General features: G+C 57.5%; 20 protein-coding genes and 1 pseudogene. 4 read left to right on the top strand and 17 right to left on the bottom strand.

What is annotated here, in order from left to right:
• Positions 1 to 24 precede the first annotated feature (24 nt).
• The 17 genes and pseudogenes from C4J88_RS07860 to mtnA form a co-directional block, all read right to left on the bottom strand.
• The gene (locus C4J88_RS07860) at positions 25 to 999 is read right to left on the bottom strand and encodes an SDR family oxidoreductase (RefSeq protein WP_124406647.1); all 975 of its coding nucleotides are present in this window, start codon (positions 997 to 999) and stop codon (positions 25 to 27) included.
• Positions 996 to 2,126, bottom strand: a complete 1,131-nt coding sequence (locus tag C4J88_RS07855; protein WP_124406646.1) for a glycosyltransferase family 4 protein — start codon at positions 2,124 to 2,126, stop codon at positions 996 to 998. The genes C4J88_RS07860 and C4J88_RS07855 overlap by 4 nt, the downstream gene beginning before the upstream one ends.
• Positions 2,123 to 4,084 (bottom strand): asparagine synthase (glutamine-hydrolyzing), encoded by a 1,962-nt coding sequence (asnB, locus tag C4J88_RS07850; RefSeq protein WP_124406645.1) that lies wholly within the window; start codon positions 4,082 to 4,084, stop codon positions 2,123 to 2,125. The genes C4J88_RS07855 and asnB overlap by 4 nt, the downstream gene beginning before the upstream one ends.
• Positions 4,085 to 4,257: 173 nt before the next feature.
• The gene (locus C4J88_RS07845; protein WP_124406644.1) at positions 4,258 to 5,283 is read right to left on the bottom strand and encodes an NAD-dependent epimerase/dehydratase family protein; all 1,026 of its coding nucleotides are present in this window, start codon (positions 5,281 to 5,283) and stop codon (positions 4,258 to 4,260) included.
• Between the two features lie 53 nt (positions 5,284 to 5,336).
• The gene (tviB, locus tag C4J88_RS07840; protein WP_124406643.1) at positions 5,337 to 6,614 is read right to left on the bottom strand and encodes a Vi polysaccharide biosynthesis UDP-N-acetylglucosamine C-6 dehydrogenase TviB; all 1,278 of its coding nucleotides are present in this window, start codon (positions 6,612 to 6,614) and stop codon (positions 5,337 to 5,339) included.
• A gap of 570 nt (positions 6,615 to 7,184) precedes the next feature.
• A pseudogene (locus C4J88_RS07835) lies at positions 7,185 to 8,530 on the bottom strand (Wzz/FepE/Etk N-terminal domain-containing protein).
• Positions 8,531 to 8,950: 420 nt separating this feature from the next.
• Complete coding sequence (locus C4J88_RS07830) at positions 8,951 to 9,193, bottom strand: lipopolysaccharide assembly protein LapA domain-containing protein (protein WP_124406641.1); 243 nt, start codon at positions 9,191 to 9,193, stop codon at positions 8,951 to 8,953.
• A 24-nt stretch (positions 9,194 to 9,217) separates the two neighbouring features.
• Positions 9,218 to 9,514: an integration host factor subunit beta gene (ihfB, locus tag C4J88_RS07825; RefSeq protein ID WP_003189779.1), complete on the bottom strand. Its 297-nt coding sequence runs from the start codon at positions 9,512 to 9,514 to the stop codon at positions 9,218 to 9,220.
• Positions 9,515 to 9,646: 132 nt separating this feature from the next.
• A complete protein-coding gene (locus tag C4J88_RS07820; RefSeq protein WP_124361861.1) occupies positions 9,647 to 9,931 on the bottom strand; it encodes a hypothetical protein in 285 nt (94 codons plus the stop codon).
• Between the two features lie 158 nt (positions 9,932 to 10,089).
• Positions 10,090 to 11,775, bottom strand: a complete 1,686-nt coding sequence (rpsA, locus tag C4J88_RS07815; RefSeq protein WP_124361860.1) for a 30S ribosomal protein S1 — start codon at positions 11,773 to 11,775, stop codon at positions 10,090 to 10,092.
• Between the two features lie 119 nt (positions 11,776 to 11,894).
• Positions 11,895 to 12,584: a (d)CMP kinase gene (cmk, locus tag C4J88_RS07810; RefSeq protein WP_124403470.1), complete on the bottom strand. Its 690-nt coding sequence runs from the start codon at positions 12,582 to 12,584 to the stop codon at positions 11,895 to 11,897.
• Positions 12,581 to 14,791 carry a bifunctional prephenate dehydrogenase/3-phosphoshikimate 1-carboxyvinyltransferase gene (locus C4J88_RS07805; RefSeq protein ID WP_256659126.1) on the bottom strand — a complete coding sequence of 737 codons (2,211 nt, stop codon included), beginning with the start codon at positions 14,789 to 14,791 and terminating at the stop codon, positions 12,581 to 12,583. Before C4J88_RS07805 ends, cmk begins: the two co-directional genes overlap by 4 nt.
• A gap of 28 nt (positions 14,792 to 14,819) precedes the next feature.
• Complete coding sequence (gene hisC, locus C4J88_RS07800) at positions 14,820 to 15,932, bottom strand: histidinol-phosphate transaminase (RefSeq protein WP_124406639.1); 1,113 nt, start codon at positions 15,930 to 15,932, stop codon at positions 14,820 to 14,822.
• A gap of 9 nt (positions 15,933 to 15,941) precedes the next feature.
• The gene (gene pheA / locus C4J88_RS07795; RefSeq protein ID WP_094952927.1) at positions 15,942 to 17,036 is read right to left on the bottom strand and encodes a prephenate dehydratase; all 1,095 of its coding nucleotides are present in this window, start codon (positions 17,034 to 17,036) and stop codon (positions 15,942 to 15,944) included.
• Complete coding sequence (gene serC / locus C4J88_RS07790; protein ID WP_124406638.1) at positions 17,036 to 18,121, bottom strand: 3-phosphoserine/phosphohydroxythreonine transaminase; 1,086 nt, start codon at positions 18,119 to 18,121, stop codon at positions 17,036 to 17,038. The genes pheA and serC overlap by 1 nt, the downstream gene beginning before the upstream one ends.
• 211 nt (positions 18,122 to 18,332) lie before the next feature.
• The gene (gyrA, locus tag C4J88_RS07785) at positions 18,333 to 20,987 is read right to left on the bottom strand and encodes a DNA gyrase subunit A (RefSeq protein ID WP_124406637.1); all 2,655 of its coding nucleotides are present in this window, start codon (positions 20,985 to 20,987) and stop codon (positions 18,333 to 18,335) included.
• 424 nt (positions 20,988 to 21,411) lie between these two features.
• On the bottom strand, positions 21,412 to 22,482 hold the full coding sequence (mtnA, locus tag C4J88_RS07780; RefSeq protein ID WP_124406636.1) for an S-methyl-5-thioribose-1-phosphate isomerase: 1,071 nt from the start codon (positions 22,480 to 22,482) through the stop codon (positions 21,412 to 21,414).
• 109 nt (positions 22,483 to 22,591) lie between these two features.
• Here mtnA and C4J88_RS07775 point away from each other — a divergent pair, with 109 nt between their 5' ends.
• The 4 genes from C4J88_RS07775 (at position 22,592) to C4J88_RS07760 (ending at position 26,266) form a co-directional block, all read left to right on the top strand.
• Entirely contained in the window at positions 22,592 to 23,923 is a 1,332-nt protein-coding gene (locus C4J88_RS07775) for a TRZ/ATZ family hydrolase (protein WP_124406635.1), read from the top strand.
• Between the two features lie 29 nt (positions 23,924 to 23,952).
• Complete coding sequence (gene ubiG / locus C4J88_RS07770; protein WP_124361853.1) at positions 23,953 to 24,651, top strand: bifunctional 2-polyprenyl-6-hydroxyphenol methylase/3-demethylubiquinol 3-O-methyltransferase UbiG; 699 nt, start codon at positions 23,953 to 23,955, stop codon at positions 24,649 to 24,651.
• A gap of 4 nt (positions 24,652 to 24,655) precedes the next feature.
• On the top strand, positions 24,656 to 25,327 hold the full coding sequence (gene mupP, locus C4J88_RS07765) for an N-acetylmuramic acid 6-phosphate phosphatase MupP (RefSeq protein ID WP_124406634.1): 672 nt from the start codon (positions 24,656 to 24,658) through the stop codon (positions 25,325 to 25,327).
• A gap of 198 nt (positions 25,328 to 25,525) precedes the next feature.
• Positions 25,526 to 26,266: a YciK family oxidoreductase gene (locus C4J88_RS07760; RefSeq protein ID WP_124406633.1), complete on the top strand. Its 741-nt coding sequence runs from the start codon at positions 25,526 to 25,528 to the stop codon at positions 26,264 to 26,266.
• Positions 26,267 to 26,387: the final 121 nt, after the last annotated feature.

Raw genomic sequence — 26,387 nt, 5'->3', positions numbered from 1 at the left:
TCCAAATTCCGTCCCATCTAAGGACTACTTAGACTTCAGGCTTTCCTGAAAACTTCTGGCCGTTTTGCTCAGGGCCTGCGCAACGGTCAAGGGAGGCGTCCACCCCAACAAACTCCGGGTTTTGCTTATGTCGACCTGTAAGGATCCGCACAAGCGGCGCGCAACATCTTTACGTCCTAGTAGAGCGGCTCCCCTAAGCAGCAACCAAGTAGGTACTGGAATCAATCGCACAGGGGTTTCCAACGCCTCGCCCATGCGTTTGAGCAACTCAGTGGTGGACATGTCGTCATCGTCGCTGACTAGAAACGTCTGATTGGCGGCGGCAGCGTGGTCCAGGCAAGTCACAACCAGATCAACCAGGTTATCCAAGGCGACCAAACTGCGCTGGTTGGGAATCGCACCCAAGGGTAGTGGCACGCCCTTGTTCAACCAACTCATCATGCTGTGGAAATTGGCTTTGACCCCAGGTCCGTAAACCAGAACAGGGCGGATGATGACGATTTCCATCCCGGTCGCGTTGCCCAGCAACATGAGCCGCTGCTCTGCTTCCATTTTAGATATGCCATAGGCATCCACGGGCGCGGGCATGTCATCCGCAGTGTAGGGTTTGCCGGAGACTGTCCCCTCCCCATTCACCTTGATGGAGCTGATAAATATAAAGCGCTTGACGCCGGACCGGGCGGCTGACTCAGCCAGCTTCAACGTGCCGGCGACGTTTACGCTTCGATACTCGGACAACGGATCACTGGAAGCATCGGACATTATGTGTACCCGCGCAGCGCAGTGAACCAGGACGTCGACCCCCTCCAGAGGCTGGTCGCCCTCAAGCAGAAAGTCTTCTCCCACCTGCACTGCCACTGTGTTGCCCGGAAGCTTCACCCCCACGCGCCGTACAAGCGCCCTGGTCTCCACGCCTGCCTGAGCTGCGAGACGTTCCAATACTGCACTGCCGACGAAACCAGTTGCGCCAGTAATCGCGTATGTCTTTTGCTGAGTCAAACCTTCTTCTCCAGTTGCCTGTAGACATCCAAGTGCTGGCCGACGATCTCTTCGATTGCGAATGCCCGCATCGCCAATTCGCGCCCCGCCTGACCAAACTTACGACGTAGCACGGGGTCTTCGATCAGCACCTGCAACTGACTCGCCAATGCCTGTGCGTCCCGGACTGGAACCAATAAGCCGGTCACGCCAGGTTCGATGGCGTCACGGCAGCCTGGCACATCCGTGGTGACCACCGCTCTTGCGCAGGCGGCGGCCTCAACTAAAACTTTCGGCAGGCCTTCCCGGTACGATGGCAACACCACAATATTCGCCGCGCCGAAGAGGGCAGCAATGTCTTTGCGGTAACCTAGCAATTCGACCAAGCCCTCCTTGCGCCAGTCTTCAAGCTGCGCTGCCGAAACCGTTGCCGGGTTACCTGAGTCAATATCACCGATCAACTGAAAACGCGCCTCTATGCCATGCGCCCTGAGTATCCTCGCCGCCTCTACAAACTCAACTACGCCTTTATCAAGCAAGAGACGCGCGGCGAGACATACCACGGGAACACCCTCTGGCTCCGGCACACTGGAGTACAGAGACAAATCGACGCCCGACCCTCTGATCATGACGACCTTAGGCGCATCAAGTCCGCCTATGCCCAACAGCAAATCACGATCATCAGGGTTCTGGAAAATGGCCCGCAGGTTGCGTTTACCTAACGCCGCTTTATAAAAAGTGCTGACTACCTGACGGGTCAATGCTGCCTTCAAGCCTTTTGACAAAAACACGAAACCTAGCCCCGAAATAGCCGCGACGACGCCTTTAACCGGCGCAAGTCGAGCGGCGATCCCTCCGTACAGAACGGGCTTGATTGTGACCAAGTGCAATACGTCTGGTTTCAGGCGCCACAGCAACTTCCAAATGGCAAATATCAAACGCAGCTCTGCCATTGGATTTCGTCCGCTGCGAGATAACGGCAGCTCGTGATGCTCAAATCCTGCCTTAGTTATAGTTTCAACGGCATGACTTGGCATACTCGCTACGTGGACACGGTAACCGGCGGCCTGCGCACCTTTTGCAACAGGCAGGCGGTGGGAAAGAAAAAAGCCCGGATCATTAACGATAAATAACAGCACAGGGCTCATGCTTGTTCTTCCAACCATGCTTGAAACATCAATATCGTCCATAAGTGCGGCTGCCAGTTGCCGCGCCCTTCCAAATGCTCTTGCCACATTTTACGGATCGAAGCAGGGTGAAAATATCCTTCCTGATGAAGGCGCGCTTCATTAAGCAGCGATTCGGCCCATTCGCGTAAAGGCCCACGCAGCCATGCACCCAACGGAATACCAAAGCCTTGTTTTGGTCGCTCAATCAATGCCTTGGGAACATGACGATAAAGCACCTCGCGCAACAACCACTTGCCTTGGCCGTTGCGAATTTTCAGTTCTAGGGGCATGCGCCAAGCCAGTTCAACAACCCGATGGTCCAGCATCGGCACCCTCCCTTCAATACTCGCAGCCATGGCTGCGCGGTCCAGCTTGACCATAATGTCATCAGACATGTAGGTCTGTGCATCCATAGCCATCATCCAGTGCTCAAAACTGTCCGTTTCGGGCCACCGGCCGCTATCGGTGAATATGGTTTTTGGCTCTTCACCGCCAATCACCACACTGGCGGGATCGCTCCAGTGACTATTAAGCTGCAGATAAAATTGATGCCCATCGGCAAGTGTCAGAACATTCGCCAGTTTGTGCGCCTTTTCACCTGGCGTACTTAGGTGCAAACGCTTGGGCAACAATGGCTTGGAAACTTGGAACAAGCTATCCCAAGTAGATGGAGACACGGAGCGCAAAAGCCCGGCAGCGGCCTTGCGGGCAACAGGTGGAAGTGATTGCATTTTAGACCAAACATTTTTGGCGCTCAGATAGCGGTTGTAGCCACCGAAGAGCTCATCACCACCGTCCCCGCTCAGCACGACTTTGAGTTGCTGCCTGGCCAACTGACTGACGAGGAAAGTAGGGATCTGGGAACTGTCACTGAAAGGCTCGCAATACATTGAGGGCAATTGCGGGATTACCGCGAGGGCATCCTGAGGACTCACATAGAGTTCCGTATGCTGCGTCCCTAAGTGCTGCGCTACGGCCTTGGCATGTACCCCTTCATCGTATCCGCCTTCATCAAAACCAATAGTAAAGGTTCGCACGGGTTGCATGCTTTGGGCTTGCATCAGCGCTACGATCGTACTGCTGTCGACGCCACCACTGAGAAAAGCACCCAACGGAACATCTGCCAACATTTGTTGACCGACGCTGGCGAGCAACTGTGCCTCCAGCAAATCCGTAGCTTCGGTTGGAGTACCCGAAAACGGGTCCGCAAGCCCCTTTTTCACTGCGTCATTGAGCCGCCAGTACGCTTGAGGGGGCGTTACTTTTGCGAGCGGGATATCCGATAACGGAAGCGTGACATAGTGGCCCGGCTCAAGCTTCCCAATCCCTTTATAGATACTGTAAGGGGCAGGAATGCAGTTATGCCGTAACAACAACGTCAATGCATTGCGATCAACTTCTCCCCGGAAACCTGCAAAGCCTTTAATCGCTTTGAGTTCAGAGCCAAGAAGCAGAGTGTCATCTTGCCAGCCATAGTAAAGCGGCTTCTCACCCATGCGGTCACGAGCTAACGTCAACTTCCGCTCATGCTTATCCCATAGTGCGAAGGCGAACATACCCTCGCAGGCCTGTAGAGTTTTTTCTATGCCCCAACCTGCTAAGCCAGCGAGCAGTACCTCGGTGTCAGAATGACCACGCCATCCCTGTTGGGGAGCCAGTCCTTCGGTCTCAAGTTGCTGGCGAAGCTCAGCGTGATTGTAGATTTCACCGTTGAATACGATGATAAAACGTCCGACGCTGGACTGCATTGGTTGATGGCCAGCAGCCGATAGGTCGACGATCGAAAGGCGGCGGTGGCCAAGGGCCAGTCCAACTTCTTGATCCTCCCAAATTCCACCATCGTCAGGGCCACGATGGAGTATGGCCGCATTCATGCGCGCTACAATATCCGACAAGTTGCCTGTATTAACATTGAAAATACCGCTAAATCCGCACATTTAATGAGAGTCCTTACAAGAGGCCAACTGCTCAAGAATATTCTTAACCCGCGCTCGGACACGGACAATAGTAAAGCCCCTCGCAATCTTCCTCACCAACGCCCATCCTGAAATTTCAGTAAAAAAGTACATACACTGAGGAAATATTATGCTTGTTCCTCTACCCCTTTGGATCACTTCAAAAAGTTCGCATACCAAGGCATAGCAATTTCGATACCTTGTTTGATATCAAACTTCGGTTCATAGCCCAGCAAGGTCTGTATCTTCCCGATATCGGCTTGCGAATGGCGAACATCGCCCGCACGAAATTCCCGATAGACGGGCTCTTTCTCGTAAATAATACCGTTGTTCAATAACGCCTTACGCAGGGTTGAGAAAAGTAGATTCAAATCCGTGCGACCGCTGACGGCAACGTTATAAACCTGATTACGCGCTGCAGGGTCAACCACGGTTGCGGCCAACAAATTGGCTTGGACGGTATTTTCTATAAAGCAAAAGTCCCGACTCGTCTCACCATCACCGTTAATGAAGACGTCTTCATTGTTTACCATCGAAGCTGTCCATTTTGGGATAACGGCTGCATACGCGCCTTCCGGGTCCTGTCGTTTGCCAAATACGTTGAAGTAGCGCAGACCGATTGTTTCAAACCCATAGCAGCGCGCGAAGACCTCCGAATAAAGCTCATTTACGTACTTCGTTACGGCATAAGGGGAGAGGGGTTTTCCAATAATATCCTCTACTTTTGGCAAACCAGGATGATCGCCGTAAGTTGAGCTACTTGCAGCATATGTAAAGCTCTTTACAGTCGCATCCCGAGAAGCCACCAACATATTTAGAAAACCGTCTATGTTGGTAGCGTTGGTGGAGATAGGGTCATTCAGCGAGCGTGGTACGGAGCCCAGTGCAGCTTGGTGCAGTACATAATCAACGCCTCGGCAGGCTTGATGACAGTCTTCCAAGTTACGAATATCGCCTTTGATAAAGCTAAAACGTGCCCAACGCGCAGCCGAAACAGTGGTCCGCACCTCATCAAGATTGCGCTGATGCCCGGTTGCAAAACTATCCAGCCCGACAACGACTTGGTCAAGATTTAGCAAGGTCTCCAACAAATTTGAACCAATAAAACCTGCCACTCCCGTGATCAACCAGGTTTTTGGTACAGCTGGAAGCGTTTGCAATAGTGTTTCGTAGCGGGTCATCAGTATTAGCTCTTTCGAAGTCGGTTTAAGGGGCAATATTCAGGGCCAAAACTTTAAAGTCGGATATCCGATTCTTCACGACTCAATAAATATTTTAGGTCGTAAAGGATATGCTCGGCCTTGCCAAACTTTCGAATATTGCCGGCACCAAGCTCACGAAACTCATTATGCGCCACCGCCAATACGACACCATCATAAACGCCTTGCGCTGGCGTTTTAATCGGCGTAATACCATATTCGTGCTCAGCCTCAGCAACACTAACCCAAGGGTCGTAAACATCAACCGCGATGTTGTATTCGGCAAGTTCGCGCACAATATCGACAATACGAGTATTACGAAGATCCGGGCAGTTCTCCTTGAACGTCAGCCCCATGATCAGTACACGGGCGCCATCCACGTGTATGCGTTGCTTGAGCATAGCCTTGACCAACTGGGAAACCACATAGGCGCCCATGCCGTCATTCAGCCGACGACCGGCCAGGATGATTTCAGGGTGGTAGCCAATAGACTGCGCTTTATGGGTCAAATAATACGGGTCAACCCCTATACAGTGCCCCCCTACAAGGCCCGGACGAAATGGCAGAAAGTTCCATTTGGTACCGGCGGCCTGAAGTACTGCTTCAGTATCAATGCCCATCTTGTTAAAAATAATGGCCAATTCATTAATAAGCGCAATATTTAAGTCACGTTGAGTATTTTCAATCACCTTGGCAGCTTCGGCCACTTTGATGCTGCTTGCTTTGTGGGTGCCGGCGGTAATTATCTGATTGTAAAGCGCATCAACCAAGTCAGCAGTTTCTGGCGTGGAGCCCGAAGTGACTTTTTTTATCGTCGTAACGCGATGCTCTTTATCCCCGGGGTTAATACGTTCCGGACTGTAGCCTGCATAAAAATCGACATTGAACTTCAGGCCCGAGACCCGCTCGAGAACCGGAACACAATCCTCCTCGGTTGCGCCTGGGTAAACGGTGGACTCGTAGATGACCAAATCACCTTTTTTTAGCACCTTACCGATGCTCTCAGAAGCCTTAATCAGGGGAGTCAAATCCGGCTGATTGTATTCATCAATTGGAGTCGGCACCGTTACCACGAAGGTATTGCAATTTTCCAGCTCACTCAATTCACAGCTGAAGCTCAGTAGGCTCGCTTGTTTCAATTCTTCGTCAGAAACCTCCAACGTCGCGTCGTGCCCTTCTTTCAACGCTTGGATACGAGGCTGGCTGATGTCAAACCCGACCACCGTCCGGTGCTTGCCAAACTCCACGGCAAGGGGCAAGCCAACGTAACCCAGGCCGATGATAGCGAGTTTAATATCTTCCATTTTTTGCATAATCAAAGCCTAAATAATCCAAAGAATTCAGAGTTTTCTGGGACAGCAGCCGCTACATTACCTTGGCAGACTGCCACTCAGGTGTTGGTTTTCGGTCACCGACCTATCCCAGAGGCGAGCCTTACCTTCCATCCAATTGTTCGCTCTGTACGTGCTTCGCCGCGCACGATATCCGGCTGGCAACAATACCAAATTGCGAACTGCTCTCGCGACGCCGTGCCGGCCGGTCGTTCTATACAGCCTGCGCACATTGCTACCGTTGTTCCCCAAACGCCCTCTCCGGCACTCAGACACCGCATGCTATTGAGAGCGCTTCAAGCGGAAGAGTCTCCCCCAGAACAGTATCAATCGATATGCATACATCGATAAAAAATAGCCTGCATTTTAAGCGAGCGAATTGAAAACACTAGCGGGAAAACGAAGCAGCTGACGCTCAGTGTCAGGGATACGATCATACTACGTGCACAAAGGAGAATCCGAATTGCGTTACGTTGCAGCAGCTGCCTACAAGGGCGACAGATGACGACGCCCAACCAATAGCTGAAACGCACTTGGACCGATTCAGTAGCATCAAGCAACCTTGGCGGTACGCGACTCCTCTTCCACCGCCGCTGGCGCTACGGGAGAGGGTTTACGAGCAGCAAAAACACCGCGTCGATTTATGAGCGACTCCCGAAACAATACCAATATGACACCCAGCACCAGGCCGATGATCAATCCAGCGCCTATTATCAGGGGTTTCTTCGGAAAGATAGGACTCAAAGGCTCCAATGCCTGCTTGTCGATAGCGACCAATTTCAAACGGCTCATATCGATATTCAGATTACGCAGCCGAGCCTCTTCAGTTCGTATCGGTTCTACGCCGCTAAGGAATATGTCTTCGTTCTCACGACTGTTAAGTACTTCAATCTGCCGATTGGACTCAAGCAATTGCAGCTCTTTGGCAATCTGTGCAATACGCCCTTCAGTGAAATCATCCGATTTGCGCTGCAGCAAAGCCGATCGCTCGGCCTCAAGGGCCTCGAAGCCCATGAAATATTGGGGAATAGCTTGGTTGTTGATTTCAGTACGGATGGTACTGGAAGCGCCGCTACGATCATTGTCGCCGAGAGACGATGGCGTAGAGGGCTTTCTGATACCTAGCGATTTGGCTATGCCTATGGATTCATTCAACTGCGCCATTCGGTCCATCCGCTGGGTCTTGAGTTGAGCCCTCAGCGCCTTAAGCTCATCGCGCAATTGTGCTCGGCGCATCACATCGGACTCCGTCAACGAGGCGATTTTGGCCTCCTTGTCGGTATCATAACTCGCACGAGCGGCGAACATCTTGGCATTGAGTTCGTTCAACCGATTCTTAACTATAACGCTCAGATCCGCAGCGATCTGCTGGCGCTCAATCCCAATCGCGTAGTCGATAAAACCGTTGAGGATCGATACGCCATCCACACCTTTCGGGTAATTCATCTGAAGTTTGATGTAAGCGCTGAGCGAGTCGGCTTTTTTAGGGTCTGGCAGTACCAGATCAATGGATTTTCGATTGAATTCTTCGAAGCTCTGCTCAAGGGTACGCCCAGGCCGCACGAATGCCTCAAACAGCTTTTGATTGGCGCGGAAAAAACCCAGGCGCGTGTCATATGACTCTAAAGATGCGCCCACTCTCAACAATGCCTCTCCAGGCGGGAGATTATACACATCAGACCGGTTGAGCGCGTCCAACTCATTAATTGCCGCAGGACGCAGCACACTGCTGACCTGATATTCAGGCGTTGTCAGAAAGGCGTATGCTGCGGCGATCAGGCCAGCCAATGCAATGACAAGCACAATAAGCTTTTTTGCCGCCACAACGTGTGACACAGGGCAATAAGATCAATTTCATCTGACGATGGATTCAGGGGGGCGCGGAAGCTACTACTCACAACAAAAACCTGCCTTCAAGGAGAAACTGCGGGCTCGTTATGCAGACTAGATTGTGTGTTTTTTATTCTATTTGGATGACCGCAAAAACCCGGCGTCTCTGCCAGATTTTTAGCGCACAAAATGCCCGTTATCGAGAACAGATTGCATTTTGCCACCTCCTCCATACATTACAAGCATTGACATGACTGTAGGATGATTCTTAAAGGGTAGAAATAAGTGTAAAAGAAACTCGCCTGCTGGGAGGAGAAGATGGCTAGCGAGGAAAACATAAGGGAATGCTCAACGATACTGAGCAGTCTTCGGCCTTCACAAGCGCCGTAACAGAAAAATGGCGCAGCAACATAAAGCCATTAGAGAAAAAAATCTGACAGACGGTCGAATGAATCTTTAGGCTTTTTATAAAGAGGCAAGCGCCTTTTCTATAGACGTGTTGTAGGGCGGCGTTTAGAACGCCGGCTACGAACCAGCCCCCCCAACAGCGGCCCAAAGGCCAGACCGCCGATCAACGACAGCACGACAAACACTGCTACCGGCATCTCGATTGAGGACCACCCCAGGAACGACAAAGCAACTTTCTGTTGGTTTTCCAGCACGAACGCCACCACTCCTAATATGGCTAACAGCACAATCAACACTAGAGCAATACGCTTAGCCCCATGCATGACCTTCTCCTCCCCCAAAAACACTCAGACGCCCTCTTCCTCTTCTTCGTTCACCCGATCGCGCAATTCCTTGCCCGGCTTGAAGTGGGGGACGAACTTTCCGTCGAGGCTGACGGATTGGCCGGTCTTTGGGTTGCGGCCTACGCGCGGGGCGCGGTAGTGGAGGGAGAAGCTGCCGAAGCCGCGGATTTCGATGCGGTCTCCGGTGGCCAGGCATTGGGACATTTGTTCAAGCATGGTCTTGATAGCCAGCTCCACATCCTTGGATGAGAGCAGCCCTTGATGGGTGACAATTCGTTCGATCAACTCCGACTTCGTCATATTTTTCCCTTCTTTTTCAAGCAGCTAGGAAAAGCGCTTCGAAGGTTTTAGCATGACTTGATGAATTTGAACAGCCCGTATATCAACTTATCTGCCGCTTAAATAAACGCTCGCGATGAGCACATGGAAACCTCAATTGCAGATTACCAACATGGTGCGCGTTACTGCGCCGGCGGGATTCCAGCCAAACGGATAATCGCCCTCTTCATCCGCCGCATCACTGGAACGGGTGAGGACTTTGTAGCCCTGCATTTTGCATTCACGAGCAGCGCGTTTTTCGCACTTCTCCCATTTATTGCCCAGACCAGAGCAGTCGATCTCAATACCGCTGACGCCGCGCTTGGCATGGGTCTTGGCGCTGGTGCTGGAGCAGCCGGCCAGTATGACTAACGCGAGCACTACGAGAATCCTGTTCATTCAAACCCTTATCGAATCAGTAACACGGAATATCTTTAAAAGACTATAGCCAGTTCTGACCGCAGGCTGAATGCCTTGGTTCGGCGGTGTTGATTCATCAAATTTCAGGCACAAAAAAGGGCGACCGAAGTCGCCCTTTTCCTACAGCTTTACAGAACTTAGTTCTGCTTAGCCATTGCTTCGCGCAGCAGGGAGGCCATGGTGGTCTCGCCAGTTGCAGCTGCCGGAGCTTCTTTCAGGCTCTGGATAGCTTCTTTCTCTTCCACTTCGTCTTTGGACTTGATGGAGAGCTGGATTACGCGGCTCTTGCGGTCAACGCTGATGATCTTGGCTTCTACTTCCTGGCCTTCTTTCAGAACGTTGCGCGCGTCTTCAACGCGGTCACGGCTGATTTCGGAGGCTTTCAGAGTCGCTTCGATATCGTCGGCCAGAGTGATGATGGCGCCTTTGGCGTCAACTTCTTTCACTGTACCTTTAACGATGGCGCCTTTGTCGTTCTCTTGAACGTACTCGGAGAACGGATCGCTTTCCAGTTGCTTGATACCCAGGGAGATGCGCTCGCGCTCTGGGTCAACCGACAGGATAACGGTGTCCAGCTCGTCGCCCTTCTTGAAACGACGAACAGCTTCTTCGCCCACTTCGTTCCAGGAGATGTCGGACAGGTGAACCAGGCCGTCGATGCCGCCGTCCAGACCAATGAAGATACCGAAATCGGTGATCGACTTGATGGTGCCGGAGATTTTATCGCCCTTGTTGAACTGGCCAGAGAAATCTTCCCATGGGTTAGATTTGCACTGCTTGATGCCCAGGGAGATACGACGACGCTCTTCGTCGATGTCCAGAACCATAACTTCCACTTCGTCGCCGACTTGTACGACTTTCGAAGGGTGGATGTTCTTGTTGGTCCAGTCCATTTCGGAAACGTGTACCAGGCCTTCAACGCCTTCTTCCAGCTCAGCGAAGCAGCCGTAGTCAGTCAGGTTGGTAACACGCGCGGTCACGCGGGTGCCTTCTGGGTAACGGGCTTTGATAGCGACCCATGGATCTTCACCCAGTTGCTTCAGGCCCAGGGAAACACGGTTGCGTTCGCGATCGTATTTCAGAACCTTGACATCGATCTCATCGCCAACGTTGACGATTTCGGAAGGATGCTTGATACGCTTCCAAGCCATGTCGGTAATGTGCAGCAGGCCATCGACGCCACCCAGATCGACGAATGCGCCGTAATCGGTGAGGTTCTTGACGATACCTTTGACTTGTTGGCCTTCCTGCAGGGATTCCAGCAGAGCTTCACGCTCGGCGGAGTTCTCTGCTTCCAGCACGCTGCGACGGGAAACGACAACGTTGTTGCGCTTCTGGTCGAGTTTGATGACCTTGAATTCGAGTTCTTTGCCTTCCAGGTGCGTGGTGTCGCGCACTGGACGAACGTCGACCAAAGAACCTGGCAGGAACGCACGGATGCCGTTAACGTCGACAGTGAAGCCGCCTTTAACCTTACCGTTGATAACGCCCTTGACCACTTCTTCAGCTGCGAAGGCTGCTTCGAGAACAATCCAGCATTCAGCGCGCTTGGCTTTTTCACGGGACAGCTTGGTTTCACCGAAACCGTCTTCAACCGAGTCCAGAGCAACGTGAACTTCGTCACCGACATTGATTGTCAGATCACCAGCATCGTTGTAGAACTGTTCCAGCGGGATCAGAGCTTCAGACTTCAGACCAGCGTGAACGGTTACCCAGCGAGCTTGGTAATCGATATCAACGATAACACCGGTGATGATGGAGCCTGCCTGAAGGTTCAGGGTTTTTAGGCTTTCTTCAAAGAGTTCCGCAAAGCTTTCGCTCATTTTAATTCCTGTTGATAAGGGCGAAGAATACGCCCATCTCCACACCCCAGACGGTGTGGGTCAGTTTCAATTAAAAGAAGCGTCGCAGGACTATGACTGGTCCCCTGCAACCTTCTTGGTCACCCGACGATATCGCGAATGGCGATCTCGCTCATGATGCGTTCCAGCACCTGCTCGATGGACAACTCCGTGGAATCCAGCTGTATGGCGTCAGCCGCCGGCTTGAGCGGGGCTACCGCACGCTGGGTATCACGCTCATCGCGTGCACGGATCTCATCTAGCAGACTAGACAGACTAACACCATCGACTTTGCCCTTCAACTGCAAGTAGCGGCGGCGGGCACGCTCCTCGGCGCTGGCGGTCAGGAAAATCTTCAAAGGCGCCTCGGGAAACACCACGGTGCCCATGTCGCGGCCGTCGGCCACCAGGCCCGGCGGCTCCTGAAACGCGCGCTGGCGCTGCAGCAAAGCCTCGCGAACCGCCGGCAGAGCCGCCACCTGGGACGCGCCGGCGCCGATACTCTCGGTGCGAATCACGTCACTGACTTCATCACCTTCGAGGATGATGCGCTGCAATTGACCGTCGGTCGCCGCGATGAACTGCACGTCCAGATGGGCGGCGATTTTCGTCAGCAACTCTTCGTTGGTCAGATCCACACCATGGTTACGCGCAGCGAACGCCAGCAGGCGATACAGCGCGCCGGAATCCAGCAGGCACCAGCCCAGGCGCTTGGCCAGGATGCCGGCGATCGTGCCTTTGCCCGAGCCGCTTGGCCCGTCGATGGTAATCACCGGTGCTTTGATATTCACAATTGAGCCTCTTGGGCAACACGCATGCCGACGTGGGCACACAGTGTAAGAAAATTCGGAAAAGATGTAGCAACGTTGGCGCAATCACGGATACGAATCGGCGCCGCCGCTCGCAAGGATGCCACGCTGAACGCCATGGCAATCCGATGATCGCCATGGGCATGCACGTCGCCGCCGTCTATCGGGCCGCCGTCGATGATAATCCCATCAGGCGTCGGTTCACACTTCACACCCAGCGCCAACAGACCGTCGGCCATGACCTGGATACGGTCGGACTCCTTCACCCGCAACTCCTCGGCACCGCGCAGCACGGTGCGCCCCTGCGCACAGGCGGCAGCGACGAACAGCACGGGAAACTCGTCGATCGCCAGCGGCACCAGCGCTTCGGGAATCTCGATACCCTTGAGCACAGCCGCGCGTACACGCAGGTCGGCGACCGTTTCCCCGCCCACTTCACGCGGGTTTTCCAAGGTGATGTCCGCACCCATCAGGCGCAGGATATCGATCGCCCCGGTGCGGGTCGGGTTGATACCGACATGCTCCAGCAACAACTCGGAACCCTCGGCAATCGTGGCCGCGACCAGGAAAAATGCCGAAGATGAAATGTCTCCCGGCACTTCTATATGGGTAGCGGTCAACGCATGCCCGGATTCAACCGACGCCGTCGCGCCCTCCACACCTACCGGATAGCCAAAACCGCGCAACATGCGCTCGGTGTGGTCGCGGGTCGGTGCAGGCTCGGTCACGCAGGTTTTACCTTCGGCATACAGCCCGGCCAACAACAGGCAGGATTTCACCTGGGCGCTGGCCATCGGTAGTACATAATTCAAGCCTTTCAGCGCCTGACCGCCGCGAATGGTCAGCGGCGGACGCCCTTGCGGCCCGGTCTCGATCACTGCGCCCATTTCCCGCAACGGCTCAGCCACCCGACTCATCGGGCGCTTGGACAGCGATGCGTCGCCCGTCAGCACGCTGTCGAAGCGCTGCGCCGCCAGCAACCCGGACAACAGGCGCATGGACGTTCCGGAGTTACCCAGGTAAATCGGCCCTGGCGCCGGTTTCAGGCCGTGCAAACCCACGCCATGAATCGTCACCCGCCCATGGTGCGGCCCTTCGATCACCACGCCCATGTCGCGAAATGCCTGCAACGTCGCCAAGGCATCCTCGCCCTCCAGGAAGCCTTCAACTTCGGTCACGCCGTCGGCCAATGAGCCCAGCATGATCGACCGATGGGAGATCGACTTGTCACCCGGCACCCGGATGCGCCCGCTCAAGCGGCCAGCGGGGCTGGCGATGAACGTCAGCTCGTCGGCGTCCACAGCAGTTTCCATATAGGCCCGGCGCGCCAGGATCTTGCTGAAGTGCTCACGCGCAACCCGCGCACGGGTGAACACGCCCAGTAATTGGTGACCATCGCCCGCATCAACCGCGTCGCGCAAGGCATCTAGGTCGCTGCGGAAGGTGTCCAGGGTGCGCAACACCGCTTCGCGATTGGCGAGGAAGATGTCGTGCCACATCACCGGATCGCTGCCGGCAATCCGCGTGAAGTCGCGAAAACCTCCGGCGGCATAGCGGAAAATCTCCAGATTTTCGTTACGTTTGGCCAACGAATCCACCAGGCCAAACGCCAGCAGATGGGGCAGATGACTGGTAGCAGCGAGCACTTCGTCGTGGCGTTCGACCTGCATATGCTCCACGTCCGCCCCCAGCTCCCGCCACAGCCGATCCACCACGGCCAACGCCGCTGGGTCGGTCTGCGCAAGCGGGGTAAGGATCACTTTGTGCCGACGAAACAGCTGCGCATTGGACGCTTCCACCCCACTCTGCTCGGAACCGGCAATCGGATGGCCCGGCACGAAGCGCGGCGGCATTTCACCAAACGCCAGTTGCGCCGCGCGCACCACATTGCCCTTGGCACTGCCGACATCCGTGAGAATCGCGCTGCCCAAGTCCAGGCCGGCCAAAATCGCCAGGAGCTTTTCCATGGCCAGGATCGGCACCGCCAACTGGATCACGTCGGCGCCCTGGCACGCGATGGCCAGGTCCGCCTCACAACGGTCTACCACCCCCAGTTCTACCGCCAACTGGCGCGAATGCGGGTCCAGGTCCACGCCGACCACTTCGCCGCACAAACCACTCTCACGCAGGCCTTTGGCGAAGGAGCCACCGATCAATCCAAGACCGACCACCACCAGGCGACCGATCATAGGCACAGCAGGTTGCAATGCAGTGACATCAACCACGGGCCAGAACCTTGGCCAACGCCTCCAGGAAGCGGCTGTTCTCAGCCGGCAAACCGATGGTGACACGCAGGTGATTCGGCATGCCGTAATTGGCCACCGGGCGCACGATCACGCCTTCGCGCAGCAACCCCTGGAAGACCGGGGCAGCTACCTGGCCGAGGTCGACACAGATGAAGTTGCCCTTGGACGCAATCCAGCCCAGGCCCAGCTCGCGGAAACCTGCCTGCAATTGCTGCATGCCGCTTTCGTTGAGGCGACGGCTTTCTGCCAGATAGTCGACATCCTTGATCGCCGCACAGGCCGCCGCCAGGGCGAGACTGTTGACGTTGAACGGCTGGCGCACGCGGTTCAGCACATCGGCGACCACCGCCGTGGACAAGCCGTAGCCGACCCGCAGCGAGGCCAGGCCATAGGCCTTGGAGAACGTGCGCGACACCAGCAGGTTCGGGTAGGCCGCCAGGAAGTCCAGGCCATCCGGCAGGTCGCTGCCTTCGGCGTACTCGATGTAAGCCTCGTCCAGCACCACCAGCACATGCTCGGGCACGCCTTGCAGGAAGTCGTCCAGCGCCTGTGCGTCGAACCAGGTACCGGTAGGGTTGTTCGGGTTGGCAATGAACACCACGCGGGTCTGGGCGTCGATGGCCGCCAGTATCGCCGGCAGGTCATGGCCCCACTCTTTTGCCGGTATAACGCGGGCATCCGCGCCTACGGCCTGGGTCACGATCGGGTAGACCGCAAAGGCATGCTCACTGAACACCGCATTCAGGCCCGGCGCCAGATAAGCGCGACCGACCAGCTCAAGGATGTCGTTGGAACCGTTGCCCAGGGTCACCTGGTTCAGATCGACCCGGCATTTTTGCGCCAGCAGCGACTTGAGGGCAAAGCCGTTGCCGTCGGGGTAACGGGTCAGCTCAGCCAGCTCTTCACGAATCGCCGCCAGCACCTTGGGGCTCGGGCCCAGCGGGTTTTCGTTACTCGCCAGCTTGACGATCCTGGACGGGTCCAGATTCAACTCACGCGCCAGCTCGTCCACAGGCTTGCCCGGAACGTAAGGCGACAGTTGTTGCACGCCCGGCTGCGCCAGGGCGAGGAAGTTGCCACTCATGTTAAAGCCTCACAAAACCGCTTTCGGGTAAGAGCCCAGCACCTTGAGTGCCACGGCCTCCTGGCTGATTTTCTCCAGCACGCCTTTGACCAGTGGGTCGCGGTGATGCCCGATGAAGTCGATGAAGAACACGTAGGTCCATTTACCGCTGCGCGAAGGACGCGTCTCGATGCGCGTCAGGTCGATGCCGTTGTCATGGAACGGCACCAGCAGCTCATGCAGCGCGCCGGGCTTGTTGCTCATGGAAACGATGATCGACGTCTTGTCGTCGCCGGTGGGCGGCACTTCCTGGCTACCAATCATCAGGAAACGCGTGGAGTTGTCCGGGCGGTCCTCGATTTTCTCGGCCAGGCGCGTCAAGCCATACAGGCCCGCCGCCATATCGCCGGCAATCGCCGCCGAGTTCCACTCGCCCTTGACCCGCTTGGCCGCCTCGGCATTGCTGGAGACCGCTACGCGCTCGACATTCGGGTAATGCGCATCCAGCCACTTGCGGCACTGGGCCAGGGACTGGGCGTGAGAATAGATCCGGCTGATGCTGTCGGTCTTGGTGTTCTCGCCCACCAACAGGTGATGGTGGATACGCAGCTCGACCTCACCACAGATCACCATGTCGTGTTCCAGGAAGCTGTCCAGCGTGTGGTTGACCGCGCCTTCGGTGGAGTTTTCCACCGGCACCACGCCAAAATTCACCGCACCGGCCGCCACTTCGCGAAACACTTCGTCGATCGCCGCCATCGGCTTGCTGATCACGGCATGGCCGAAATGCTTCATGGCCGCCGCCTGGGTGAAGGTGCCTTCCGGACCGAGGTACGCCACTTTCAGCGGCTGCTCCAGGGCCAGGCATGAAGACATGATTTCACGGAACAACCGCGCCATTTCTTCGTTGCCCAACGGGCCTTGGTTGCGTTCCATCACGCGTTTGAGCACCTGGGCTTCTCGCTCGGGCCGGTAGAACACCGGCACTTCGCCTTCTGCCAGGGACGCCATTTTCACCCGCGCCACTTCCTGGGCGCAGCGTGCGCGCTCACTGATCAGCTCGAGAACTTTCTCGTCCAGACTGTCGATGCGTACACGCAGGGCCTTGAGTTCTTGCTCAGACATTAGCCGTGTTCCTTTTCAAACTCTGCCATGTAGGCAACCAGCGCGTTGATCGCGTGGATGTCGACAGCGTTATAGATGGAGGCGCGCATGCCGCCGACCGAACGGTGGCCCTTGAGGTTCAACAGGCCACGCGCTTCGGCGCCGGCCAGGAATGGCTTGTCCAGTCGGTCGTCAGCCAGGCGGAACGGCACGTTCATCCACGAGCGGTCGCTGAGGTTGATCGGGTTGCTGTACAGGCCGCTGGCGTCGATGAAGTCGTACAGGGTGCGCTTCTTCACTTCGTTGAGCTTGCCCATGGCCGCCACGCCGCCCTGCTCCTTGAGCCATTCGAACACCAGGCCGGACAGGTACCAGGCGAACGCCGGCGGAGTGTTGTACATCGAGCCGTTATCGGCCGCGACCTTGTAGTTGAGCATGGTCGGGCACAGCGAGCGGGCGCGACCCAGCAGGTCTTCACGGATGATGTTGACCAGGATGCCGCTCGGGCCGATGTTTTTCTGCGCGCCGGCGTAGATCATGCCGTATTTGGACACATCGATCGGGCGCGAGAGGATGTCCGAAGACATGTCGCACACCAGCGGCACGTCGCCCACCTGCGGCACCCAATCGAATTCCAGGCCACCGATGGTTTCGTTGGCGACGTAGTGCACGTAGGCCGCGTCCTTCGACAGTTTCCATTCGTTCTGACCCGGAATGGCGAAGTAGTCATATGGCTTGGCGGTGCCTGCCACGTTGACATGACCGTAGCGAGAGGCCTCTTCAATGGCCTTTTGCCCCCAGATACCGGTGTCGATATAGTCCGCCGTGCCGTCTTCCGGTAGCAGGTTCAGCGGAATCTGGGCGAACTGCTGGCTCGCGCCGCCTTGCAGGAACAGCACTTTGTAGTGGGAGGGGATGTCCAGCAAGTCGCGCAGGTCCTGCTCGGCCTTGGTGGCGATGGACACGAACTCATCGCTGCGATGGCTCATTTCCATCACGGAGAGGCCTTTTCCATGCCAGTCGAGGAGTTCAGCCTGCGCGCGCTGCAGGACTGCTTCAGGAAGCGCCGCGGGACCGGCACAGAAGTTATAGGCTCTCTTGCTCACATCCAATCTCTCTGATCTGGTGGGACTGAAATCAAACACTGTAGGAGCGAGCTTGCTCGCGAAAAACCCGAGAGCGCAAGGGCGTCTCTGGCAGCCCGCGTTATCGTTGGCGACTTTCGCGAGCAAGCTCGCTCCTACAGGGGGCGGCGTTGTATTTCAAAGGGGACAAACAACAAGGGGGCGAATCTTCATCCGCCCCCTGTGTGTCCGCTTATTCCTGCGGTTCTTCTTCGTCTGCGGCTGCATCGAGGGTTGGCTCGTCGACGCTGTCATCGCCGGTTGCGATTACCTCGCCGTCGAACTCCTCGTCTTCCAGCTCTTCACCTTCAACTTCCGAAGGCTCTTGCACACGCTCAAGACCGACCAGCTTCTCGTCCTTGGCCAGCTTGATCAAAGTCACGCCCTGGGTGTTACGGCCCAGGCTCGAGACTTCTGCCACGCGGGTACGTACCAGGGTGCCCTGGTCGGAAATCAGCATGATTTCCTCGCCGTCTAGCACCTGCACCGCGCCGACCAGACGGCCGTTGCGGTCGTTGCTGACCATGGCGATCACGCCCTGGCCGCCACGCTTGTACTCCGGGAACTCGCTGATGGCGGTGCGCTTGCCGTAGCCACGCTCGGAAGCGGTGAGGATCTGGCTGCCTTCTTCCGGGATCAACATGGAAATCAGCTTCTGCCCTTCCGGCAGGCGCATGCCGCGCACACCACGGGCAGTACGGCCCATGGCGCGAACGTCGGATTCCTTGAAGCGCGTGACCTTGCCGCCGTCGGAGAACAGCATGACTTCGCGCTCGCCGTCGGTGATGGCCGCCGAAATCAGCACATCGCCTTCATCCAGTTCCAGGGCGATCAGGCCCACGCTGCGTTGACGGCTGAAGGATTCCAACGGCGTCTTCTTCACGGTGCCTTTGGCGGTGGCCATGAAGATGAAGTGACCCTCGGTGTATTCATCGACCGGCAACATGGTGGTGATGTATTCATCACTGTCCAGCGGCAGCAGGTTGACCAGCGGGCGACCACGGGCAGCGCGGGAGGCCTCAGGAATTTCGTAGGTTTTCAGCCAGTACACCTTGCCCTTGCTGGAGAACAGCAACAGCGTGGTGTGGCTGTTGGCGACCAGCAGGTGGGCGATGTAGTCCTCATCCTTCACGCCGGTGGCCGATTTACCTTTACCGCCACGACGCTGGGCCTGGTAGGCCGCCAATGGCTGGGTCTTGGCGTAGCCGCCGTGGGAAATGGTCACCACGCGCTCTTCTTCCGGGATCATGTCACCCAGGGTCAGGTCGAGGCGTGCGTCGAGGATTTCGGTACGGCGCACGTCGCCGTATTCGGCGCGGATCACTTCGAGTTCTTCGCGGATCACTTCCATCAGGCGCACGGCGCTGTTGAGGATGCGGATCAACTCGCCGATCTGGTTGAGGATTTCCTGGTACTCGGCCAGCAGCTTCTCGTGCTCCAGGCCGGTCAGGCGGTGCAAGCGCAGTTCCAGGATGGCCTGGGCCTGTTCCGGCGACAGGAAGTACTTGCCTTCGCGCAGGCCGTATTGCGGGTCCAGGGTTTCCGGACGGCACGAGTCGGCGCCGGCGCGTTCAACCATCGCGACCACGGCGCTGGATTCCCACGGCGTGCTGATCAGCGCTTCCTTGGCTTCCGACGGGGTTGGCGAGGCCTTGATCAGGGCGATCACCGGGTCGATGTTCGACAGCGCAACCGCCTGGCCTTCCAGGATGTGGCCGCGCTCGCGGGCCTTGCGCAGTTCGAACACGGTACGGCGGGTGACGACTTCGCGACGGTGACGCACGAAGGCTTCCAGCAGGTCCTTGAGGTTCAGGATGCGCGGGCGGCCATCGATCAGCGCAACCACGTTGATACCAAACACGCTTTGCAGCTGGGTCTGGGCGTAGAGGTTGTTGAGGATCACCTCGGGCACTTCGCCACGACGCAGCTCGATCACCACGCGCATACCGTCTTTGTCGGACTCGTCGCGCAGTTCAGTGATGCCTTCGAGCTTCTTCTCTTTAACCAGCTCGGCGATCTTTTCGATCAGGCGCGCCTTGTTCAACTGGTACGGAAGTTCGGTGATGACGATCTGCTGGCGGCCACCGACCTTGTCGATGTCTTCGATCATCGAGCGGGCACGCATGTAAATGCGGCCACGGCCGGTGCGGTAGGCTTCGATGATGCCGGCGCGACCGTTGATGATCGCGGCGGTCGGGAAGTCCGGGCCGGGGATGTATTGCATCAGCTCATCGATGGTCAGCTCGGGGTTGTCGATGAGGGCCAGGCAACCGTCGATCACTTCACCGAGGTTGTGCGGCGGGATGTTGGTCGCCATGCCCACGGCGATACCGCTGGAACCGTTGACCAGCAGGTTGGGAATACGGGTGGGCATCACGGCCGGGATCATTTCGGTGCCGTCGTAGTTCGGCACCCAGTCCACGGTTTCTTTATGCAGGTCGGCCAGCAGCTCGTGCGCCAGCTTGGTCATGCGCACTTCGGTGTATCGCATGGCTGCGGCGTTGTCGCCGTCGACAGAACCGAAGTTGCCCTGGCCGTCTACCAGCAGGTAGCGCAGGGAAAACGGCTGGGCCATCCGAACGATGGTGTCGTACACCGCAGTGTCGCCGTGAGGGTGATACTTACCGATCACGTCACCGACAACACGGGCAGATTTCTTGTACGGCTTGTTCCAGTCGTTACCCAGCTCGCTCATCGCGAACAGCACACGCCGGTGCACGGGCTTCAAGCCGTCGCGCGCATCAGGCAGTGCCCGACCGACAATTACGCTCATCGCGTAGTCGAGGTAGGACTGTTTCAGCTCGTCTTCGATATTGACCGGGAGGATTTCTTTGGCCAGTTCGCCCATGAGAAGCCTGATTCCTTTTTCGGGTGAAACTTCGTCACATCCAGATGGGACGAACGAAGCTCGCCGCTGCCGGCACGGTGCCTGACAACGACTTACGACAAATCAACGAGTTATGACACGGATCTGCACGTTATGGGCAACCCCTCGGGGCGGCCCTGGAAACCGCCGGATGTTATCACAACCGCCGCCACGCACCTATCCCCCTGATGCGCATGGAGGCTAGTAATTTGTTGAATGACAGGCTTGAGGAGGACGAGAGAGGCTCAGAGATGGGGTGGTGCTGTTTTTTGGGGGTGGATCCGGAAGTTTTATTGACTTTCAGGGCCAATCGGGAGCAAGCCCCCTCCCACATTTTGACTGTGTTCACAAATCAAATGTGGGAGGGGGCTTGCTCCCGATTGCTCTTCAACAAACACCACCACCCTCAATGCAGCCGCTTACGGCACATCAACCTGGCCAGCTTCGCCGCATCCGGCCGCTCCACCACCCCTTTCTCGGTGACGATCACATCAATCAGGTCAGCCGGGGTGACGTCGAAAACCGGATTGAAGGCCTGAACCTCCAGCCGCTGGCCATTCACCTCCAGCAACTCAGCCACATCACGCTCTTCCAGGGCCACATCATCGCCAGTGGCCATCATCAGGTCGAGGGTCGAGCTCGACGCCACCACCATAAAGCGCACGCCATGGTGCATGGCGCACACGGCCAACTGATAGGTGCCGATCTTGCTGATCACATCGCCATTGGCCGCGATGCAGTCAGCGCCGACCACCACCCAGGTCACGCCTTTGGTTTTGAGGATATGCGCCCCGGCGGAGTCGGCATTGACCGTCACCGGGATACCCGCGCCTGCCAACTCCCACGCCGTCAGGCGCGAGCCTTGCAGCCAGGGACGGGTTTCGTTGGCATAGACCTGCTCGACCAGCCCCTCCAGGAACGCCGCATGAATCACCCCGAGGGCCGTGCCGACACCGCCCGAAGCCAACGCGCCGGCGTTGCCATGGGTGAGGATCGCCTGGGCATTGCCCTGGTGCTTGCGAATCCGCTCCATACCCAATTGGGCCATGACGACATTGGCCTCGCGGTCACTTTCATGGATGGCGATGGCTTCAGCTTCCAGCACGGCCAATGGGTCGGCGTGCTGCTTGAGGCGGTCGAGGCGATCGCGCATGCACTTCAGTGCCCAGAACAGATTCGATGCGGTGGGTCGGGTATCGGCCAGCAGTGCGTAGTCTTCTTCCCACGCTGCTTGCCAGTCGCCGCCTTCAGCCATGCGCTCACGGGCAGCCATGACCAGCCCGTAGGCCGCGCTGATGCCGATGGCCGACGCGCCGCGCACCACCATCGAGCGAATGGCGGCGGCCACCTCGCCGACGGTCGAGCAGGCCACCCAGCATTCCCGGGCCGGCAGCGCACGCTGATCGAGCAGGTGCAGCACGCCATCACGCCAATCGATGGCCTTCACCTTCTCTGCAGCCAACAGTCGGTCGCGCATCCCTTTCCCCGTACTCATGAACAAAAGCCGCCGATTATAGCGATCCGCCAGCCAGGACGCTCGGGTATACTTCGCCCTTCTTTTATAGCTGCCCAGGAAGAAGCCTGCGATGACGCCCACTGCCGCCCCGCTCGACTTATTGCTCCTGCCGACCTGGCTGGTCCCCGTCGAACCCGCTGGCGTGGTGCTCAAGGAGCATGGCCTGGGTATTCGGGACGGCTGCATCGTGTTTATCGGGCCGCGGGCGGCGGCGCTCAAGCTTGAGGCCAGCGAGGTGCGCGAGCTGCCCGGCATGCTGCTTAGCCCGGGCCTGATCAACGCCCACGGGCATGCGGCCATGAGCCTGTTTCGCGGCCTGGCCGATGACCTGCCGTTGATGACCTGGCTGGAAAAACACATCTGGCCCGCCGAGGCCAAGTGGGTCGATGAAGCCTTCGTCCGCGATGGCACCAACCTGGCCATCGCCGAGCAGCTCAAAGGCGGCATCACCTGCTTCTCGGATATGTATTTCTACCCCAAGGTCGCCAGCGACTGCGTGCACAACAGCGGCATGCGCGCACAGATCGCCATTCCGATCCTGGATTTCCCGATTCCCGGCGCCAGCAGCGCCGATGAGGCAATGCGCCAGGGTATCGAGCTGTTCGGCGACCTCAAGCACCACCCCCGCATCAAGATCACGTTCGGCCCCCACGCGCCTTACACCGTCAACGATACCAACCTGGAAAAGATCCGGGTAATCGCCGAAGAACTGGACGCCGCGATTCATATGCATGTGCACGAAACCGCCTTCGAAGTGCAGCAGGCGGTGGAACAGACCGGTGAGCGGCCATTGGCGCGCCTGGCTCGCCTTGGCTTGCTGGGCCCGCGCTTCCAGGCCGTTCACATGACCCAAATCAGCGAGGATGACCTGGCTTTGCTGGTAGAAAGCAACACCAGCGTCATTCATTGCCCGGAATCGAATCTGAAACTGGCCAGCGGCTTCTGTCCGGTTGAACGCCTGTGGCAGGCCGGCGTCAATGTGGCTATAGGCACTGACGGCGCCGCCAGCAACAACGACCTCGACCTGTTGGGCGAAACCCGCACCGCCGCCATGCTGGCCAAGGCTGTCGCTGGTTCGGCGACCGCGCTGGACGCCCATCGCGCGCTGCGCATGGCGACCCTCAATGGCGCGCGGGCGATGGGCCTGGACGGCCAGATCGGCTCGCTGGAAGTCGGCAAGGCCGCAGATATCGTCGCCTTCGACCTTTCGGGGCTGGCGCAACAACCGATCTACGATCCGGTTTCACAGCTTATCTACGCTACCGGTCGCGATTGCGTGAAACACCTTTGGGTCGCCGGCAAGCAGTTGCTCGACGACCGACGATTGACCCGCATGGATGAAGCACAGTTGACCGCCACGGCCATTGCCTGGGGCCAGCGCATCAGCGGGCACAGCGAATAAACCGATTTATCAGATTCAGAGGATTCACCATGAGCAACGTCGACCACGCCGAAATCGCCAAATTCGAAGCCCTGGCCCACCGCTGGTGGGACCGTGAAAGCGAGTTCAAGCCCCTGCATGACATCAACCCGCTGCGGGTCAACTGGATTGACGAACGCGTCAACCTGGCCGGCAAGAAGGTGCTGGATGTGGGTTGTGGCGGTGGCATCCTCAGTGAAGCCATGGCCCAGCGCGGCGCTACCGTGATGGGCATCGACATGGGCGAAGCGCCGCTGGCCGTGGCCCAGTTGCATCAGCTGGAATCTGGCGTGAGCGTGGAGTACCGCCAGATCACCGCCGAAGCCCTGGCCGAGGAAATGCCTGAGCAGTTTGACGTGGTCACCTGCCTTGAAATGCTCGAGCACGTGCCCGACCCGTCTTCGGTGATCCGCGCCTGCTTCCGCATGGTCAAGCCCGGCGGCCAGGTGTTTTTTTCCACCATCAACCGCAATCCCAAGGCTTATCTGTTCGCGATCATCGGCGCCGAATACATCATGAAGCTGCTGCCGCGCGGCACCCATGACTTCAAGAAATTCATCCGCCCATCCGAGCTGGGGGCCTGGAGCCGTCAGGCCGGCCTCAGCGTAAAAGACATCATCGGCCTGACCTACAACCCACTGACCAAGCACTACAAGCTGGCCAGCGACGTTGACGTCAACTACATGATCCAGACCCTGCGCGAGGAGTAAGCCTGTGAAGTTGCGAGCGGTTCTCTTCGACATGGACGGTACCCTGCTGGACACCGCGCCGGACTTTATCGCCATCTGCCAGGCCATGCGTGCCGAGCGCGGCCTGGCACCGGTCAATCCGCAGCACATCCGCGATGAAATCTCCGGTGGCGCGCGGGCCATGGTCGCCGTGACCTTCTCGATGGACCCGGAGTCGCCAGGCTTTGAAGACCTGCGCCAGGAATTCCTCGAGCGCTACCTCAAGGACTGCGCGGTGCACAGCAAACTGTTCGACGGTATGGCCGAACTGCTGGAAGACATCGAGAAAGCCAAGCTGATCTGGGGCGTGGTCACCAACAAGCCGGTGCGCTTTGCCGAGCCGATCATGCAGCGACTGGGCCTGGCCGAACGCTCGGCCGTGCTGATCTGCCCGGATCACGTGAAAAACAGCAAGCCGGACCCGGAGCCGATGCTCCTGGCGTGCAAGCTGCTGAACCTGGATCCGGCCAGCGTGTTGTTCGTGGGCGATGATTTGCGTGATATCGAATCCGGCCGCGACGCCGGTACGCGCACGGCGGCGGTCACCTATGGCTACATTCACCCGGATGACAACCCGCGTCACTGGGGGGCGGATGTGGTGGTGGATCACCCGCTGGAACTGCGCAAGGTGCTGGATAACGCGCTGTGCAGTTGCTGATTGTTCGCGATGCTGCTGACCGATGAAGATCCAAAATGTGGGAGGGGGCTTGCTCCCGATAGCAGGGTGTCAGTCACTGTATTTGTGACTGACCCACCGCAATCGGGAGCAAGTCGAATCGTCGCACCGCCCCTCCCACATTTGGATTTGTTTACTGTTTGGATTTTGGCCACATACTGAATTTTGTCGAGGCTATTTATGTTTGATTACGCTGCACCGCCAGAACTGCTCAAAGGCCGCATCATCCTGGTTACCGGTGCCGGCCGTGGGATCGGCGCCGCTGCGGCGAAAACCTACGCGGCCCACGGCGCCACCGTACTGCTGCTGGGCAAGACCGAAGCCAACCTGGCCCAGGTGTATGACGAGATCGAAGCGGCGGGCCAGCCGCAGCCGGTGGTGATCCCGTTCAACCTGGAGACCGCCCTGCCCCATCAATACGATGAGCTGGCGGCGATGATCGAAAAGGCATTCGGCCGCCTCGACGGCCTGCTGCACAACGCCTCGATCATCGGCCCACGCACACCGATCGAACAGTTGTCCGGCGAGAACTTCATGCGCGTGATGCACGTGAACGTCAACGCGATGTTCATGCTGACCAGCACCTTGCTACCGCTGCTCAAACTGTCCCAGGATGCGTCGGTGGTGTTCACCTCCAGCAGCGTCGGGCGCAAGGGCCGGGCGTATTGGGGCGCCTACGGTGTGTCGAAGTTTGCCACTGAAGGCTTGATGCAAACCCTGGCCGATGAGCTGGAGGATGTGGCCGCCGTGCGCGCCAACAGCATCAACCCGGGCGGTACGCGCACCAGTATGCGAGCCCAGGCGTACCCAGGGGAAAACCCGATGGAAAGGCCAGCGCCGGAAGAGATCATGCCGGTGTACCTGTATTTGATGGGGCCGGACAGTGCGGGCATCAATGGGCAGGCGTTTGACGCGCAATAACCCCTGACACAACCTAAATCAAAATGTGGGAGGGGGCTTGCTCCCGATAGCGGAGTGTCAGCCAACAGATTAATTGGCTGATCCACCGCTATCGGGAGCAAGCCCCCTCCCACATTGGTAT

This window comes from Pseudomonas sp. R4-39-08, from assembly GCF_003852275.1.
GTDB lineage: Bacteria > Pseudomonadota > Gammaproteobacteria > Pseudomonadales > Pseudomonadaceae > Aquipseudomonas.
Note: the sequence above shows the minus strand (reverse complement) of the source record. Positions and strands in the feature narration are given on the sequence as shown.

Excerpts from the sequence above, each read along its gene's own strand:
- C4J88_RS07845 (WP_124406644.1), bottom strand. The coding sequence starts at position 5,283 with ATGACCCGCTACGAAACACTATTGCAAACGCTTCCAGCTGTACCAAAA.
- rpsA (WP_124361860.1), bottom strand. The coding sequence starts at position 11,775 with ATGAGCGAAAGCTTTGCGGAACTCTTTGAAGAAAGCCTAAAAACCCTG.
- gyrA (WP_124406637.1), bottom strand. The coding sequence starts at position 20,987 with ATGGGCGAACTGGCCAAAGAAATCCTCCCGGTCAATATCGAAGACGAG.
- asnB (WP_124406645.1), bottom strand. The coding sequence starts at position 4,084 with ATGTGCGGATTTAGCGGTATTTTCAATGTTAATACAGGCAACTTGTCG.
- C4J88_RS07760 (WP_124406633.1), top strand. The coding sequence starts at position 25,526 with ATGTTTGATTACGCTGCACCGCCAGAACTGCTCAAAGGCCGCATCATC.
- C4J88_RS07805 (WP_256659126.1), bottom strand. The coding sequence starts at position 14,791 with ATGATCGGTCGCCTGGTGGTGGTCGGTCTTGGATTGATCGGTGGCTCC.
- C4J88_RS07775 (WP_124406635.1), top strand. The coding sequence starts at position 22,592 with ATGACGCCCACTGCCGCCCCGCTCGACTTATTGCTCCTGCCGACCTGG.
- C4J88_RS07830 (WP_124406641.1), bottom strand. The coding sequence starts at position 9,193 with ATGCATGGGGCTAAGCGTATTGCTCTAGTGTTGATTGTGCTGTTAGCC.
- mtnA (WP_124406636.1), bottom strand. The coding sequence starts at position 22,482 with ATGCGCGACCGACTGTTGGCTGCAGAGAAGGTGAAGGCCATCGATTGG.
- hisC (WP_124406639.1), bottom strand. The coding sequence starts at position 15,932 with ATGAGTGGCAACTTCCTCGCCCTGGCGCAGCCGGGCGTGCAACAACTG.
- C4J88_RS07855 (WP_124406646.1), bottom strand. The coding sequence starts at position 2,126 with ATGAGCCCTGTGCTGTTATTTATCGTTAATGATCCGGGCTTTTTTCTT.
- tviB (WP_124406643.1), bottom strand. The coding sequence starts at position 6,614 with ATGCAAAAAATGGAAGATATTAAACTCGCTATCATCGGCCTGGGTTAC.
- pheA (WP_094952927.1), bottom strand. The coding sequence starts at position 17,036 with ATGTCTGAGCAAGAACTCAAGGCCCTGCGTGTACGCATCGACAGTCTG.
- ihfB (WP_003189779.1), bottom strand. The coding sequence starts at position 9,514 with ATGACGAAGTCGGAGTTGATCGAACGAATTGTCACCCATCAAGGGCTG.
- C4J88_RS07820 (WP_124361861.1), bottom strand. The coding sequence starts at position 9,931 with ATGAACAGGATTCTCGTAGTGCTCGCGTTAGTCATACTGGCCGGCTGC.
- ubiG (WP_124361853.1), top strand. The coding sequence starts at position 23,953 with ATGAGCAACGTCGACCACGCCGAAATCGCCAAATTCGAAGCCCTGGCC.